Here is a 16,906-nt window from a genome sequence, read left to right as displayed (position 1 = left end):
TGAGATACGAAAAATGGTCGGGGTAGAGAGATTCGAACTCCCGACATCCTGCTCCCAAAGCAGGCGCGCTACCAGACTGCGCTATACCCCGTTTTTCGTTTCCCGTATGCCTCGCTACAGGAGGTGGGCATAATACGCAGCGGTCCTTTCTCCGTCAACGCTTTTAACAAAATTATTTCATTTCATTTGTTGGCCTGCCGTTTCGCAGCATGCGACAATAACACCTTAATTTGAATCACCTTTTTTGAGACTACTTGACATGGCAGCTCTGATCTTAGATGGCAAAACACTGGCGGCAAGCTGGGAAGAACAACTGGCGGCGCGGGTTACCGCCCTCAAGAATAGCTGTGCAGGTAGAAGCCCTATATTAGCAACAATATTGGTTGGCGATGACCCTGCCTCCGCCACCTACGTAAAAATGAAAGGTAATGCCTGCCGCCGTGTTGGCATGGAATCACTCGCCGTAGAAATGCCTGGAGCCACCACCACCGAGCAGCTGCTGGCCAAAATAAATGAGTTAAACAACAACCCCGACATACACGGCATTTTGCTCCAGCACCCAGTGCCCGAACAAATTGACGAACGCGCCTGCTTTGATGCAATTGCGCTGCATAAAGATGTCGATGGTGTTACCTGCCTGGGCTTTGGCCGTATAGCCATGGGTGAAGACGCTTACGGCTGCGCCACCCCTAAAGGCATTATGCGCATTCTTGAACACTACAATATCGCCATAGAAGGCAAGCACGCCGTTGTGGTTGGGCGCAGCGCCATTTTGGGCAAACCCATGGCCATGATGCTATTAGAGGCCAACGCCACCGTGACCATCTGCCACTCCCGCACTCAAAACCTGCCAGAGCTTATTAAACAAGCCGATATTCTAGTTGGCGCGGTAGGCAAGCCCGAGTTTATTAAAGCCGAATGGATTAAAGACGGCGCCGTCGTTGTAGACGCTGGCTACCACCCCGGTGGTGTTGGCGACATTGAGCTCGCCCCCTTAGTCGACCGCGTCAGCGCTTATACGCCTGTACCTGGCGGTGTCGGCCCAATGACGATTAATACCTTGATATTCCAGAGTGTTGATTCTGGCGAAAAAGCACTAGGCTAAGCCGGAAAACACAATGGGACGCATCAAACCCCCCAAGAAAATCAGTGCCACCCAAAAAATAGCCCGCAGGATCTTAACCGAGATACTGCAGCTATTTTTCTGGGTAATGAATACCCTGCGCTTTAAAAATCAGCTCAATATTGAACGCCCTTGTGTAATGGCAGTCTATCACGATGAACTAATGCCCTTAATCCATTATTTCCGTGACGCCGACGTAACCGCCATCGCTTCACAAAACCACTTTGGCTATGCCATAGCCAAGGCGATGGAGCGCTACGGCTACGAAGTCGCCCTGGGCTCACGTAGCCGAGGCGGTATGGATGCGTTCTTCCAGCTTATGAAATCAGCACGCAAGGGCAAAACCATTGCCTTTACGGTAGACGGCTCGCGCGGCCCTCGACACGAAATGAAAGAAGGCGCAGTTATGCTGGCACGCAAAACCAAGCTACCTCTCTACTTGATACGCGCAGAATATCGTGGCTTGCGGCTAGAAAGCACCTGGGACAAAACCAAACTACCCACCCCCTTTACTACTGTTAGCTTTAATTACGAACGCTTCCCCATGGAAGATTATACCAACGAAACAGATATAAGCATTGTAGTGGCCGAGGCACAGCAACGCCTACTCGCCTTACAGGCTGATGACTATGGAAATCCTAAATGAGCTTAAGCCGTCGCAAGCGCATTTTATTGTTTTTGGCTTACGCACTTATTATTACCGTTCTGTCCTTACTCCCCGCTGAGCAGAGCCCAGCACTGAATATATGGGACAAGCTTGAGCACTTTTGCGCTTATTTATTATTTATGATGCTGGCGTTTCCGCTTGGCCATAACCACCGCTGGCGCTTGGCTAGCGCTGCGGGAATAGTGGCTTACAGCATTGCCGTTGAATACGCCCAGCAACTGTCCCCCGGTCGCCACACATCGATTGAAGATGTTTTTGCCAATAGCCTCGGAGTAATAAGTGGCTACCTAATGGCCTGGCTTATAATGCATTTTGCGATGCGTAAGCGTCGAGCCTTAGGCTAGAAAAAACCAACGGCGCTTAATCACGCCGCCAAGTGGTCCCTTCCCGACTGTCTTCTAAAATTACGCCTTGTGCTTTAAGTGAATCGCGAATCTCATCGGCACGGGCAAACTGACGCTCTTTCTTGGCCTGCACACGCTCGGCGATTAAGGCCTCTATACTCGCGGCATCTAATTGATCTGCGCTGCCAGACTGCAAAAAGTCATCTGCTTCTAACTGTAAAACACCCAGAACTGCGGCAAGAGATTTCAGAAGCTGAGCAAGAGAGCTAATAAGCTCATTATTGCCCGCCTCTTTCGCTGTATTGAGCTCTCGCACCATATCGTATAAAACCGCGACGGCAAGCGGCACATTAAAGTCATCTGCCATTGCCGCATCAAAGCGCTGCACAAAATCATTATCTTGAGGCAAGTCCGCGTAAGGAATTAGCATTACTTGCGGCAAACCCTTGTAAGCGTGATAGAACCGCTCCAGGTTCTGCTTCGCGATCTGCAAATTATCTTCCGAGTAGTTAATAGCACTACGATAATGACTTGAGATCAAAAAATAGCGCACCACTTCAGGGTGGTATTTATCCAAAATCTCACGAATGGTGAAAAAATTACCTAAGGACTTAGACATTTTCTCATTATCGACCCGCACTGCCCCGGCGTGCATCCACGTTTGCGCGTATTTCTTGCCGGTGGCGGCTTCCGACTGGGCAATTTCATTCTCGTGGTGAGGAAATACCAAGTCTGGCCCACCGCCATGAATATCGAAGGTCTCGCCCAAGCAGCACGTCGACATTGCCGAGCACTCAATATGCCACCCGGGACGCCCCTCCCCCCAGGGAGACGACCAACTTGTTGTACCGTCATCGACTGCCTTCCACAGGGCGAAGTCACGAGGATCATCCTTGCCCTCATCCACCGCAATACGGGCACCAGACAGCAACTCATCAGGCTTTTTACCTGATAACTTCCCATAGTCCGCGAACGACGTTACCCGATAATAAACATCACCATTGCTCGCCTGATAGGCGTGACCAGTAGCCATTAAGCGCGTAATCAGGGCAATAATATCGCCGATATGCGCTGTGGCCCGTGGCTCACGGTCTGGCGCAATAATGCCAAGGCGCTCAGCATCTTCATTCATGGCCGCAATAAAGCGCTCAGTCAAGGCCTCGTAAGGCTCGCCGTTTTCAGTGGCGCGACGCAAAATCTTGTCGTCGATGTCGGTGATATTGCGCACGTAATTCACCTCAAACGTCTTGGCCCGCAAATATCGCGTAATAACATCAAAGGCCACCAACACCCGCGCATGCCCCAAGTGGCAGTAGTCATAAACTGTCATACCACAGACATACATGCCTATCTTGCCGTCTTGTAATGGTTTTAGCGGCTGCTTGCTGCGGCTTAGGGTGTTATAGATTTGTATGCTCATAAGTATTCGCTTAATGCTGGACGGGAGACGGGAGACGCTAACAAAAACATCAAACCCTTAACCGCCATATAAATTAAAATGTAGATATTCCCACCTGAACAACCAAGGTTGAACGAGAGGCAGCTTTGCGTCTCCCGTCAAGCTTCTTGCGCACCCGACGTCCGACCTCAGACATCCGACTCTTTACTACCCCACGTATCCCGCAGGGCAATCGCCCGATTAAACACCGGCTTCTCACTGCTGTGCTCGCACCGATCAGCAACAAAATAGCCGGTGCGTTCAAACTGAAAACGCGCTTCGGGTTCAGCGTCAGCTAAGCCCGGTTCAATCCAACAGTTTTCTAATACCATCAGTGAGTTGGGGTTCACGTGATCTAAAAACTCTTCGCCACCACGATCCGGTGCCTCATGGGTGAACAGGCGGTCGTATAAGCGCACTACAGCCTGCTTGCCATGACTCGCCGAAACCCAGTGAATAACACCTTTAGGCTTAACGCCATCTGCAGGATCTTCACCCAAGGTGCCGTCGTCATAGCTACAATGCACCTCGATAATATTGCCCTCATCATCTTTAACAACAGATTCAGCAAGCAAAACGTAAGCGCTGCGCAGGCGCACTTTTTTACCTAAGACCAAGCGTTTAAATTTCTTATTGGCCTCCTCCCGGAAGTCTTCGCGCTCAATATACACTTCGCGACCAAAGGGCAGCGTGCGCTCACCAAGGTCATCGCGGTTCGGGTGACCAGGTGCGGTGAGCTGTTCAAGCTTATCTTCTGGGTAGTTAGTAATGACCAATTTTAGCGGATCCATCACACACATGGCCCGCGGCGCATTTTTGTCGAGGTCGTCGCGAATAGCGTGTTCCAGCATGGCCATATCAACCACGCCTTCACTGCGCGCCACACCGACCATATCGCAAAAGTTACGGAGCGCGGTGGCGGTATAGCCACGGCGACGCATACCTGCAATGGTCGGCATCCGCGGATCATCCCAACCATCAACCACCTTCTCGTCCACCAGCATTTTTAGCTTGCGCTTACTGGTCACGGTGTAATTGATGTTTAAACGAGCAAATTCATACTGTTTAGGCTGAGCTGGCACAGGCAAATGCGCCAAAAACCATTCATATAAAGGGCGGTGATCCTCAAACTCTAAGGTGCAGATGGAGTGAGAGATCCCTTCCAAGGCGTCGGACTGACCGTGAGTAAAGTCGTAGTTGGGGTAGATACACCATTTGTCGCCGGTCTGGTGGTGGCTAACCTTGCGAATCCGATAAATGATGGGATCACGCAAATTAATATTAGGAGCAGCCATATCAATTTTAGCGCGCAACACCTTGCTGCCCTCATCAAACTCACCGTCGCGCATACGGGAAAACAGCGCTAGGTTTTCTTCAGGACTACGCTCACGGTAAGGACTATTTCGGCCTGGCTCGGTAAGGGTGCCACGGTATTCTCGGGCCTCATCGGCACTTAAATCGCAAACGTAGGCATGGCCCGTGCTGATTAAATGCTGGGCGTACTCAAACAAGGTGTCGAAGTAATCAGAAGCGTAGCGAATCGGACCTGACCACTCATAGCCCAACCAGCGAATATCTTCCTGAATAGCATCAATATAGGCCTGCTCTTCTTTCGCAGGGTTGGTGTCATCAAAGCGCAGATGGCAACGACCGCCAAATTGCTCTGCAAGGCCAAAATTCAAACAAATGGATTTGGCATGCCCAATGTGAAGGAAACCGTTTGGCTCCGGCGGAAAGCGGGTTACCAGTTCACCTGCTAGGCGCCCACTGGCAATATCCTCTTTAATGATTGTGCGCAGAAAATTATTGCCCGTTACTGCTGTGTCAGTCATTGAATCATTCCGTTAATCGTCATTTTCCGGCAAGCGGGTTAATACGTTCCGCTGACGGATTTGAAACGCCAAAAGCGAGGTTGGTTTCACCGAGGAACCAAAAGTCGTATTATAGCGGCTTTAAATTCTGGTTATAAGCGAGATCAGCGTAAATGATTATCTTCAAAACAAATTTCGGCGACATCAACATTGAACTAGACTTCGAAAATGCGCCCAAGACATCTGAAAACTTCAAGCAATACGTTGTTGACGGCTACTACGACGGCACGATTTTCCACCGCGTAATCGACGGCTTTATGCTCCAGGGCGGCGGTTTTGAGCCCGGCATGAAACAAAAAGCGACTCGTGCCAGCATCGAAAATGAAGCCGACAACGGTTTGAAAAATGATGTCGGCACCCTGTCTATGGCTCGCACCTCAGACCCACATTCAGCCAGCTCACAGTTTTTCATTAACGTGAAGAATAACGACTTCCTGAACCACAGCAGCAAAACCATGCAGGGCTGGGGCTACGCGGTATTCGCCAAAGTCACCGACGGCATGGACGTAGTCAACAAAATCAAGGGCGTAAAGACTGGTAGCGCCGCCGGACACCAAGATGTTCCAGTAGAAGATGTCATCATCGAAAAAGCAGTTTGGGTAGACTAACCTCCCTATGATTAGCCTCTTTATCTCAGATCTTCATCTGGATGAAAATCGCCCGGATATCAGCCGGGCGTTTTTTCAATTTTTGCATAGCCACGCCAGTAAAGCCCAAGCCTTATACATACTTGGCGATTTCTTTGAAGCCTGGATTGGTGACGACGACCAATCGCCGCTCCTCGACGACGTCAGCAGAGAACTCAAGGCCCTCACAAGCAACGGCGTCGCCCTGTATATCATGCACGGCAATCGCGACTTTCTTATAGGTCAACAATTCTGCGACGCCGTTGGCGCACAACTTCTCAATGACCCCACAGTTATTGAGTTAAACAGTGAAGCCACCCTTCTCATGCACGGTGATAGCCTGTGCAGCGGCGACCAAGAATACATGCAGCTTCGTAAAATGCTGCGCTCAGCGCTTTGGCAGAAAGCTGCCCTAGCCAAACCGCTAGAAGAGCGCCGTGTCATAGCACAACACCTGCGCATGGCCAGTAGCGAGGCCAATAGCAATAAGGCCGAAGACATCATGGATGTGAACCCCAATGACGTCATTCGCGAAATGCAGACCCACAACTGTCATCGCTTAATTCACGGCCACACCCACCGACCAATGCGCCACGCTCTCAACATTGATGGCAAGCCAGCAGAACGCATTGTTCTCGGCGACTGGGATCGCGCCGCGTGGTTTTTAATTGCAGACAGCAATGGCCTAACACTAACAGAAATCCCCTTTTCAAACGCAATGTACTAACACCAAACCTTCTCTCCTCAGCGTCCTAGCGACGCTGACCTGCACCATTTTGAACATCGCCTTCGTAGCACACTCAAATTAAGTAGCACCCATTTGGCGCACTGCGCCAGCGCAGACGCCGCACAAAAAAACCCTAAAACACTGTTTTTATTAAAAATAATGCTCATGGCATAGCTATTGCTAACTTCTAAGCAGAACGTTCTGATCCATAACGCAGCCCGCCAAGATTGGTGGTGTTACGAAAACGGACGCCGCGATGCTGATCACATCCAGGCAACCGTCACTCACCCGGAGACAGATAAATGCCTTGGTATCATAGCCTCAAAAAATGCACAGTCGGCGCCCTCGCCTTAACCAGTACCTGCTTTGCAATAGCCACCGAACTCGAGAAAGAAGAGTTAAATTTCGGCTTTATCAAACTTACTGACATGGCGCCACTGGCCATTGCTTACGAAAAGGGCTACTTCGAAGACGAAGGCTTATACGTCAGCCTTGAAGCCCAGGCTAATTGGAAAGTACTCCTTGATCGTGTCATAGACGGTGAATTAGACGGCGCGCACATGCTGGCTGGACAGCCCCTCGGCGCCACTATCGGCTTTGGCACCCAAGCCCACATCATTACCGCTTTCAGCATGGATCTCAACGGCAACGGCATAACCGTTTCCAACAGTGTTTGGGAAGACATGAAGCCCCACATCCCCAAACAAGCCGATGGCAAGCCTGTACACCCGATCAAAGCAGACGCCCTGAAACCCGTTGTTGCTAAATACAAAGCAGAAGGTAAGCCCTTTAAAATGGGCATGGTGTTTCCGGTTTCTACTCACAACTATGAACTGCGCTACTGGTTAGCGGCGGGCGGAATTCATCCCGGTTACTACGCCCCACTAAAAGGGGATACCAGCGGGCAAATAGATGCCGATGCCCTGCTATCTGTTACCCCGCCACCGCAAATGCCAGCGACGATGGAGGCCGGGACGATATACGGCTACTGCGTCGGTGAACCCTGGAATCAGCAAGCCGTATTCAAGGGCATTGGCGTTCCGGTTATTACCGATTATGAAATTTGGAAAAACAACCCCGAAAAAGTCTTTGGCGTGAGCAATGAGTGGGCTGAGAAATACCCAAACACCCACATTGCCGTCGTCAAGGCCATGATCCGCGCCGCTAAATGGCTGGACGACAACAATAACGCCAACCGCCCAGAAGCCGTTAAAATCCTCGCTAAATCAGCTTATGTCGGCGCCGACTACGACGTTATCGCCAACTCGATGACCGGCACGTTTGAGTATGAAAAGGGCGATAAACGCGACGTCCCTGACTTCAACGTGTTCTTCCGTCACAACGCCACCTTCCCGTACTACTCTGATGCGATTTGGTACCTCACCCAAATGCGCCGTTGGGGCCAAATTCCTGAGCACAAACCCGACAGCTGGTATATGGAAATCGCCAAGAAAGTTTACCGCCCAGATATATACCGCAAAGCCGCGGAACAATTAATCGCCGAAGGCAAGGTCAGCGCCAGCGAGTTCCCAAACTTCGCGACCGAATCCGGCTTTAAACCACCTCAATCTGAGTTCATTGATGGCATCACCTACGATGGCAAAAAGCCCAATGAATACATCTCAAAATTCAGTATTGGTCTAAAACCAAAAGACACGCTGAAGTAGTCGCACTGCCCCGCTGCGCGCAGCGGGGCAAAAGGAGCACCTATGTTTAAACAAAACACCCTGCATTATTTAAGTGTTGCAGGTTTCGCATGGCTAGTCCCACTCATTAAGCTTGCCAGCTGGGAGAATCCCCGCGAGCAAGCACAGGAAATCGTTCGACTTATCGGCCTGCCAGTGATCGCCATCTTGGTATTTCTCGCCATCTGGTCTACGGCGGCTTCGCGCATTGACACTAGTCTTGGGACCTTTCCCGGCCCGCTAGCCGTAGTCTCAGCAGCGCAGGGTCTGTATCACGAACACCTAGTTGAACGTGAAAAGGCGGTCGCCTTTTATGAACGCCAAACAAAACGCAACGAAGAAAAATTGGCAAGGAATCCAGACGCCGAAATTAAGATTCGCGATTACACCGGCAAGCCGACGTATTTCGACCAGATTATTACTAGCCTCATAACCGTTTTTACCGGTTTTCTGATCGCATCGATTATCGCGGTTCCCATCGGTATAACCTGCGGTCTTAGCCCGCTACTAAACACAGCCATTACGCCAATCATTCAAATACTCAAACCCGTGTCGCCCCTTGCATGGCTCCCACTGGTAACCATGGTTGTCAGCGCCGTCTATGTCAGCGATGACCCCCTGCTATCTAAATCGTTTATCAACTCGGCTATCACCGTCACGCTGTGCTGCATGTGGCCAACCTTAATCAATACCGCCGTCGGTGTTGCCAATATCGACAAAGACCTAATCAACGTTGGCCGTGTCATTCAACTCGGCTGGTTGACACGGGTTACTAAAATCGCGATCCCCGCTGCACTACCGATGATCTTTACTGGCCTGCGAATCTCCCTTGGCATTGGTTGGATGGTATTGATTGCAGCCGAAATGCTCGCCCAAAACCCGGGGCTTGGTAAGTTTGTATGGGATGAGTTCCAAAACGGCAGTTCCGAATCTCTCGCCCGCATCATGGTCGCAGTCATCACTATCGGCTTTGTCGGATTCATTCTGGACTCATTCATGCATACCCTTCACAAAATCATCGCCCACGACGAAGCTTGAAACAAAGGACGCCGACATGTCGACTTATCTTGATATTTCACACATTAGCATTGAATTCCCCACCAAAACCGGCCCGTTTAAAGCCTTAGACAAAGTGGACTTAAAAATAAACCGTGGCGAGTTCATCTCATTAATTGGCCACTCAGGTTGTGGAAAATCGACTGTGCTCAATATTGTTGCTGGCCTCTACGAGGCAACAGAAGGGGCGGTGATACTCGAGTCCAAAGAAGTTAACGCGCCTGGTCCAGATCGTGCTGTGGTGTTCCAACATCACTCCCTGTTCCCGTGGCTTACGGTGTATGAAAATGTTGAGTTGGCCGTTAAACAGGTCTTTAAAGGCAAAAAAACCAAAGCCGAAATTCGCCAATGGGTAGACTACAACCTCGCCTTGGTACATATGTCACATGCCAGCCACAAACTCCCTTCTGAGATCTCTGGCGGCATGAAGCAACGCGTTGGCATTGCCCGGGCACTGGCGATGGAACCTAAAGTATTGCTGATGGATGAACCATTTGGTGCGCTAGATGCATTAACCCGCGCCCACCTACAAGACGCACTCATGGAGATTCAGGCCGAACTTAATAACACCGTTATCCTTATCACCCACGATGTCGATGAAGCCGTGCTCCTATCAGATCGCATCGTCATGATGACCAATGGCCCCGCAGCCAAAGTTGGGGAAATTCTTAACATCGACCTCCCCCGCCCCAGAGATCGTTTAGGCTTGGCAGACAACCCAAACTACAACCACTATCGTGCTGCAGTGCTGACTTTCTTGCACCAAAAGCAAGCAAAAAAAGCAGCATCACCGCCGCAACTCGCGTCAGCGGAATCACTAACCGACGTTAAAAAAGCTGTAGGGGCATAATATGGGCGCCATCCACAATAAGAACGGACTCCATTTAGAGAAAGCCGACGTCACTCTCGGCTTCATTCCGCTGACAGATTGCGCACCGCTGGTGATCGCCCACGAAAAGGGCTACTTCCTGAGCGAGGGACTCAACGTCACCCTCTCTAGGGAGGTGTCTTGGGCCGGTATTCGCGACAAAGTGGGACTCGGTATTTTGGATGGCGCACAAATGTTGGCGTCCATACCCGTCGCTTCGCGCATTGGCGTGGGCGGCCCTAAAATAGACATGGTCAGCGCCATGGTGCTCGACCTCAATGGCAACGCCATTACCGTTAACAATCAACTTTACGACCACCTCTATGAAATTGATTCGCGCAGCGAATTCAGCCCCCTAATAGCCGCACAGGCTTTGCAATGTCTAATAGAAGAAAACAAACGGAGTAAACGCCCAAAATTGCGATTTGGGGTCGTTTACCCTTGCTCCACCCAGAGTTATGAATTGCGCTACTGGTTAGCCAGTGCAGGTATTGATCCCGACCGCGATGTCGAAATTGTAGTCATTCCACCACCGAAAATGGTCACCGCGATGACCGACGGTGACATCCACGGATTCTGTGTTGGTGAGCCTTGGAACACCCTTGCAGTGCAACAACAAATTGGTCATGTGGTCGCCACCAAATACCAGCTATGGAACAACAGTCCAGAAAAAGTATTCGCCGTAAGTGAAAGTTGGTCTAAAGAAAACCCCGCCACTCACCAAGCTTTATTGAGAGCCTTGATCAAAGCATGCATCTGGTTGGATAAAAAAGAAAACCGCAGGCTCACCGCTAAAATCATCAGCCAAGCGGCATATATCGCCCTGCCAGAGGAAACAGTTGCCCTATCATTGATGGGTTCATCCCTAAAGCATCATGGCCTGCCGCCAGAAAAAGTAGAAGACTTCCACGTTTTTCACCGTTATTCAGCCAACTTTCCTTGGCTAAATCACGCCGAGTGGTTTATTTCACAAATGTACCGTTGGGGTCAATTAACTACGCCAGTCAATATAGAAGAAACCGTCGCCGCTGTGTACAAGCCCGGCCTATTTCGGATAGCCGCGGCAGCACTTGGCATTGAAAGCCCCAGCATCGACCGAAAAACCGAGGGCAATTTACATGAAAAAATGATGTTGACAAAATCCCAGCACATCGGCCCCAATCAATTTTTAGACGGACAAATTATTAGCGTCGGCGGCATTATTAAGTATTTAGAAAAACAAAATCTTTCGAAGGCAGACATTCCCGCGCTACGGCTAATTAACGCCCAAAAAGAGGTATAACTCGCTTCATGAAACTGCTATTGATTGATGTTGACGATATTCGCGCCAACAAGCTTGCACCCATCATTGCCTGGACCGGCATTGACATGATTACCATTAACAACAGCAACGCGGATATTTACCAATTAGTCGGCGAAATGCACCCAGAAATCATTCTTGTCGACACCAATTCGCCCAATCGCGACACCCTAGAACACTTGGCTCAACTTCAGAAAAATGCACCACGCACTGTCATTAAATTAGAAAACACGCACTCCGAAGGCATCAACCGCCTCGCCGCCGAAGCTGGTATTAGTCTTTATGCCATCGATGCGGTTCCCACCGCGCTATTGCAAGCCTTAATCGACATAGCCATTGCCTATTTCCACAGCATCGACCAATTGCGCTACGAAGCTGAACACATAAAACCCATAATTGAAGCCCGACAAGCACTAAATAAAGCCAAGAAATTTATTATGGAAACCTATGGCTTGGCAGAGCACCAAGCCAGCGATCTGCTCAGCAAAAATGCTGACCGGCAACGCAAACCGGTTACGGAGGTAGCGCGGCAACTCCTAGATACAGGATCTTTTATTTAAACCGGCTATGCCCAAATATACACTGGCGAGCAGCGAAGGCCTTATGCTTGACGGGCGACGCAAAGACATACTTCAGGCCGCCAGCGGGCCGCTGTGGAAACGAAACTCTTCTTCTACCGTTTCGATTAAGTGCTGCTCTTTTTCTCGAAAAAAAGCCACTCGCGGCGCGATTGGTTCTACTGCATAGCGTTCTGCCAGTGCCAAATAATCCTTAAAATGTCGTGCCTCAGACTTCAGCAGCGAGTGGTAAAACGCGCCCAATTCTGGGTCTAACAAAGGGGCTATTTTTGCAAAACGCTCGCACGAGCGCGCTTCGATAAACGCGCCAATAATCAAGATATCGACCAATTTATGGGGGTCACTGGTGCGCGCACCTGTACGCAGCCCGTTGGCGTAATTGGCCGAGGATAGATGCCGATATTCAATGCCGCGCTTTTTCATAATACCCATAACCTGCTCAAAATGGCGCAGTTCTTCCCGCGCCAATTTAGACATTTTCATCAGCAGGTCCGGCTTATCTACATAGCGAAACATCAGGTTTAATGCGGTACCGGCTGCCTTTTTCTCGCAATTAGCGTGATCAATCAGCATTTCCTCGGGGAAGCGCAGCGCGGCGTCTACCCAGCCCTGGGGCGTTTCACACGGGAGGAATTCAAGTATTTCACTAATATCAACAGACATGGTAAAGCGCATCCAATCCAAAGCTAGGCAAGAAAACCGGCGCAGTATAGCAAAATTAAGATGTATTTCAGGGCTAGCGAGAGCAATAAGTTCAAGCCTAAAGCTCGCGATGTAAATAGCGACCTATATAACGCTGATAATAAGCTTCCGATAGCAAGTAATGTTCGCGATCAATCATGCCCCGCAGTGCCATTAACGATTCGTCGCGGTATTCAACATCAACACTAAAGCCAAACTGGCCGCAGTCACTAATTTGCCCCGCGCCCGCTCGCAACAACTGAAAAAGCCAAATATACGGGCTTTTATGGGCAGGATAGCGGATTCGCTGGGTTTGCAACTGCCACGCCAAGAGTTTAGCGTCATTAATATGCAGTTTATTCTCCATGACCTGCACTAAAAATCCGTCTAAACGCTCATCAATAATTTGCTTTTGCCCATCACTGTAGCTATTCCAGTCAATTACCTCATGACTATAGCGTTTGCAGCCTCGGCACACCTCATCGCCCAGCGCCGTTGAACAAACGCCGATACAAGGGGTTACTACGCGAGGACGCACAACAGCCAAACCAGACTCCAAGTAAATAGGGCAAATACAGGCGTAAAGGGTAAGCCAGCACCCTAGGAGCTGGCAAGCGTGGTCAATAATGGAAGGCGACAATATTACTATCTAAATCCCCTCGCCCCAAGCTACAGCAAAGACCGCAAATCGTCAGACCCCTGACGTCGGGCGTATGACGAGGCGAAGAAAGACTGGCCAAGCAACTACTTCTAAAGAGATTCCTTAACGTCTGTGTGGTTTTTCAGTATACTTGCAGCCCCCTATTTCGTATCGATGATGGGCATCGATAGCCCCGGCCCCGGCGATCCCGGTGGATACGGGTACCGAAACTGAAAAGAGGAGTTACACTGTGCTCGAAGCATACCGGAAACACGTCGACGAACGCGCCGCGCAAGGCATTGTTCCCCAGCCACTCAACGCTGAACAAGTCGCGGGCCTAATTGAATTGCTCAAAAACCCGCCAGCTGGCGAAGAAGCAACCCTTGTTGACCTGATATCCAACCGTGTACCACCCGGTGTTGACGAAGCCGCCTACGTGAAAGCTGGCTTTCTATCTGCCATCGTAAAAGGTGAAGCCAATAGCCCGCTTCTAAGCAAAGAAGAAGCAGTTAAACTGCTGGGCAATATGCACGGCGGCTACAATATTGTGACTCTGGTTGAACTCCTCGACCACGCGGATCTAGCTAAACTCGCCGCAGAAGAGCTTAAACACACATTACTGATGTTTGATGCCTTCCACGACGTAGAAGAAAAGTCCAAGGCTGGTAACGCACTGGCAAAAGAAGTTATTCAAAGCTGGGCCGACGCAGAGTGGTTCACCAGCCGCCCTGAAGTTGCCGAAAGCATTGTTAACACCGTATTTAAAGTCACCGGCGAAACCAATACCGATGACCTGTCACCTGCACCAGACGCATGGTCGCGCCCAGACATTCCACTACACGCACTGGCAATGTTCAAAATGGAACGCGACGGGATAAAGCCTGACGTGCAAGGCAGTGTTGGCCCTCTTAAATTGATCGACACCCTGAAAGAAAAAGGCCACCCCATTGCCTTCGTCGGCGATGTTGTTGGTACCGGCTCTTCACGTAAATCAGCAACTAACTCGGTCCTGTGGTTCTTCGGCGACGATATGCCTGGCGTGCCGAATAAGCGCTCCGGCGGCATTTGTATCGGTAGTAAAGTAGCCCCTATCTTCTACAACACCATGGAAGACGCAGGCGCACTGGTATTTGAAGCCCCCGTTGACGATCTGAACATGGGCGACGTAATTGAAATCCGCCCCTACGACGGCGTCATCAAGAATGTTGAAACTGGCGCCACCCTGAGCACCTTCGAACTGAAATCACCCGTACTGCTTGACGAAGTTCGCGCTGGCGGCCGTATTAACCTGATTATCGGTCGCGGCCTAACAGCTAAAGCCCGTGAATCACTGGGCCTGCCCACCTCGACTCTGTTCCGCCTGCCCGAGCAGCCCGCCGACACAGGCAAAGGCTACACATTGGCCCAGAAAATGGTTGGTCGCGCCTGTGGTTTACCAGAAGGCCAAGGCATTCGTCCCGGTACCTACTGCGAACCCAAAATGACCACCGTAGGTTCACAGGACACCACTGGCCCGATGACCCGCGACGAGCTGAAAGACTTGGCCTGCCTCGGTTTCTCCGCCGACCTGACCATGCAGTCGTTCTGTCACACTGCGGCTTACCCCAAGCCAATCGACATCGACACCCAGCACAACCTGCCAGACTTCATCATGACCCGCGGCGGTGTTTCACTGCGCCCCGGCGACGGTATCATCCACAGCTGGTTGAACCGCATGTTGCTGCCAGACACTGTTGGCACCGGTGGTGACTCCCACACTCGCTTCCCGATGGGTATCTCTTTCCCTGCGGGTTCTGGTCTAGTTGCCTTCGCAGCTGCCACCGGCGTTATGCCACTGGATATGCCCGAATCAGTGCTGGTTCGCTTTAAAGGCAAAATGCAACCTGGCATTACCCTGCGCGACCTGGTTCACGCCATTCCTTACCAAGCCATTAAAGAAGGCCACCTGACCGTTGAGAAAAAAGGCAAGAAGAACATCTTCTCAGGCCGCATTCTTGAAATCGAAGGCTTGGCGGGCCTGACTGTTGAACAGGCATTTGAATTGTCTGACGCCTCAGCAGAGCGTTCAGCCGCTGGCTGTACCATCAAGCAAGACATTGCAGAGATCTCTGAATATCTGCGCTCTAACATCACCCTACTACGCTGGATGGTAAGCGAAGGCTACGGCGACCCACGCACCCTAGAGCGCCGCGCCGCCAATATGGAAGCATGGCTGGCTAACCCAAGCCTGCTCGAAGGCGATGCCGACGCCGAGTACGCTGCCGTTATCGAAATCGACCTAGACCAACTGAAAGAGCCTGTAGTTTGCTGCCCTAACGACCCAGACGACGCTAAGTTGCTGTCTGAAGTTGCCGGCGACAAAGTAGACGAAGTCTTCATCGGTAGCTGCATGACCAACATCGGTCACTTCCGCGCCGCTGGCAAGCTACTAGACGCCAATAAAGGCACGCTGAACACCCGGCTGTGGATCTCGCCACCGACTAAAATGGATCAGCACACCCTGATGGAAGAAGGCTACTACAACATCTTCGGCGCCTCTGGTGCACGCACCGAAATGCCAGGTTGTTCACTGTGCATGGGTAACCAAGCACGTGTTGCCGATGGCGCTACTGTACTGTCTACCTCAACGCGTAACTTCCCCAACCGTCTTGGTAATGGCGCCAATGTTTACCTGACCTCTGCTGAATTAGCATCGGTTGGCGCGATCTTGGGCCGCCTGCCAACACCGACTGAGTATATGGAATACTGCAAAGATCTGGATGCCATGTCTGGCGAGATTTATCGCTACATGAACTTCGATCAAATTGCGTCTTTCCAGAAAGGTGCGGAAGAAGGTAAGCGTATTGCATCAGTAGAAATTACTGAGGTATCGATGTAAGCCTTAGACTTACGTTGTTGACAGAGCCGCCTTCGGGCGCAATGCTGTTTACTTAAGAATATAAGTTGACAGCAAGGTTTAAGAAAATCCGATATCCCGTATGGTATCGGATTTTTTTATACCTCTTCAGAATGATTTTCTTGATTTAACCGATCTATTCAATTTTTCCAATCTCAGCTCCTTTCCTCAAAATCTCCCTCTCGAACGGGTGGAATCAACCTGACGGCTTTCCAATTAAACAAGCATTCGGCGGCTCTTCATCATAACCGGGGGACATCGGCTTTCATCAGTGGAATTTGCGGGATGATCAGCACGCCAACCTTATGCACTATTTGGCCGATTACCCTGTGCTGCAAGCACTGTATGTGGCCAAACAACGGTTGATCCGGTTTGTGCTGCTCAAGACCCTGACGCGCAAGAAAGC

Annotated in this window: 14 protein-coding genes, 1 tRNA gene and 1 pseudogene; 11 read left to right on the top strand and 5 right to left on the bottom strand. The window is 50.6% G+C overall.

Translation table 11 applies throughout. The features are described 5' to 3' along the window. Positions 1–14: 14 nt before the first annotated feature. Positions 15–91 (bottom strand) — tRNA-Pro (locus ABYP33_RS12715). 168 nt (positions 92–259) lie between these two features. Here ABYP33_RS12715 and folD point away from each other — a divergent pair. The 3 genes from folD to ABYP33_RS12700 are packed head-to-tail and all read left to right on the top strand — an operon-like array spanning position 260 to position 2,134. Continuing rightward, positions 260–1,105, top strand: coding sequence for a bifunctional methylenetetrahydrofolate dehydrogenase/methenyltetrahydrofolate cyclohydrolase FolD (folD, locus tag ABYP33_RS12710; RefSeq protein ID WP_373091377.1), 846 nt, complete (start codon positions 260–262; stop codon positions 1,103–1,105). Positions 1,106–1,118: 13 nt separating this feature from the next. Continuing rightward, entirely contained in the window at positions 1,119–1,769 is a 651-nt protein-coding gene (locus ABYP33_RS12705) for a lysophospholipid acyltransferase family protein (protein ID WP_373091376.1), read from the top strand. Next, on the top strand, positions 1,766–2,134 hold the full coding sequence (locus ABYP33_RS12700; RefSeq protein WP_373091374.1) for a VanZ family protein: 369 nt from the start codon (positions 1,766–1,768) through the stop codon (positions 2,132–2,134). Before ABYP33_RS12705 ends, ABYP33_RS12700 begins: the two co-directional genes overlap by 4 nt. 16 nt (positions 2,135–2,150) lie before the next feature. Here the strand turns inward: ABYP33_RS12700 and cysS are convergent, their stop codons facing one another. Continuing rightward, positions 2,151–3,554 carry a cysteine--tRNA ligase gene (gene cysS, locus ABYP33_RS12695; RefSeq protein ID WP_373091372.1) on the bottom strand — a complete coding sequence of 468 codons (1,404 nt, stop codon included), beginning with the start codon at positions 3,552–3,554 and terminating at the stop codon, positions 2,151–2,153. A 167-nt stretch (positions 3,555–3,721) separates the two neighbouring features. Then, a complete protein-coding gene (locus ABYP33_RS12690) occupies positions 3,722–5,404 on the bottom strand; it encodes a glutamine--tRNA ligase/YqeY domain fusion protein (protein WP_373091369.1) in 1,683 nt (560 codons plus the stop codon). A 152-nt stretch (positions 5,405–5,556) separates the two neighbouring features. On the opposite strand from ABYP33_RS12690, the gene ABYP33_RS12685 reads away from it, so the two are divergent. From ABYP33_RS12685 to ABYP33_RS12655, 7 genes and pseudogenes are all read left to right on the top strand, one after another. After that, on the top strand, positions 5,557–6,051 hold the full coding sequence (locus tag ABYP33_RS12685; RefSeq protein ID WP_373091367.1) for a peptidylprolyl isomerase: 495 nt from the start codon (positions 5,557–5,559) through the stop codon (positions 6,049–6,051). A 7-nt stretch (positions 6,052–6,058) separates the two neighbouring features. Further along, on the top strand, positions 6,059–6,796 hold the full coding sequence (locus ABYP33_RS12680; protein ID WP_373091365.1) for a UDP-2,3-diacylglucosamine diphosphatase: 738 nt from the start codon (positions 6,059–6,061) through the stop codon (positions 6,794–6,796). 302 nt (positions 6,797–7,098) lie between these two features. Next, positions 7,099–8,463 (top strand): CmpA/NrtA family ABC transporter substrate-binding protein, encoded by a 1,365-nt coding sequence (locus tag ABYP33_RS12675; RefSeq protein WP_373091364.1) that lies wholly within the window; start codon positions 7,099–7,101, stop codon positions 8,461–8,463. Between the two features lie 42 nt (positions 8,464–8,505). Further along, positions 8,506–9,519, top strand: coding sequence for an ABC transporter permease (locus ABYP33_RS12670; RefSeq protein ID WP_373091362.1), 1,014 nt, complete (start codon positions 8,506–8,508; stop codon positions 9,517–9,519). Positions 9,520–9,535: 16 nt separating this feature from the next. Continuing rightward, positions 9,536–10,387 (top strand): ABC transporter ATP-binding protein, encoded by an 852-nt coding sequence (locus tag ABYP33_RS12665; protein WP_373091360.1) that lies wholly within the window; start codon positions 9,536–9,538, stop codon positions 10,385–10,387. Between the two features lies 1 nt (position 10,388). After that, positions 10,389–11,687: a CmpA/NrtA family ABC transporter substrate-binding protein gene (locus ABYP33_RS12660; protein ID WP_373091358.1), complete on the top strand. Its 1,299-nt coding sequence runs from the start codon at positions 10,389–10,391 to the stop codon at positions 11,685–11,687. An 8-nt stretch (positions 11,688–11,695) separates the two neighbouring features. Next, positions 11,696–12,184 (top strand): annotated as a pseudogene (locus tag ABYP33_RS12655) (ANTAR domain-containing response regulator); the annotation flags it as partial. Between the two features lie 153 nt (positions 12,185–12,337). Here the strand turns inward: ABYP33_RS12655 and ABYP33_RS12650 are convergent. Both ABYP33_RS12650 and ABYP33_RS12645 read right to left on the bottom strand, forming a co-directional pair. Beyond that, on the bottom strand, positions 12,338–12,946 hold the full coding sequence (locus ABYP33_RS12650) for a tRNA-(ms[2]io[6]A)-hydroxylase (protein ID WP_373091356.1): 609 nt from the start codon (positions 12,944–12,946) through the stop codon (positions 12,338–12,340). Between the two features lie 97 nt (positions 12,947–13,043). After that, on the bottom strand, positions 13,044–13,502 hold the full coding sequence (locus ABYP33_RS12645) for a DUF1289 domain-containing protein (protein WP_373091379.1): 459 nt from the start codon (positions 13,500–13,502) through the stop codon (positions 13,044–13,046). 352 nt (positions 13,503–13,854) lie between these two features. Here ABYP33_RS12645 and acnB point away from each other — a divergent pair, with 352 nt between their 5' ends. Beyond that, positions 13,855–16,482: a bifunctional aconitate hydratase 2/2-methylisocitrate dehydratase gene (gene acnB, locus ABYP33_RS12640; RefSeq protein ID WP_373091354.1), complete on the top strand. Its 2,628-nt coding sequence runs from the start codon at positions 13,855–13,857 to the stop codon at positions 16,480–16,482. Positions 16,483–16,906: the final 424 nt, after the last annotated feature.

It is taken from the genome of Zhongshania sp. (assembly GCF_041584495.1).
In the GTDB taxonomy this organism is placed as follows: Bacteria; Pseudomonadota; Gammaproteobacteria; order Pseudomonadales; family Spongiibacteraceae; genus Spongiibacter.
This window is presented reverse-complemented; position numbering and strand designations above follow the sequence as displayed.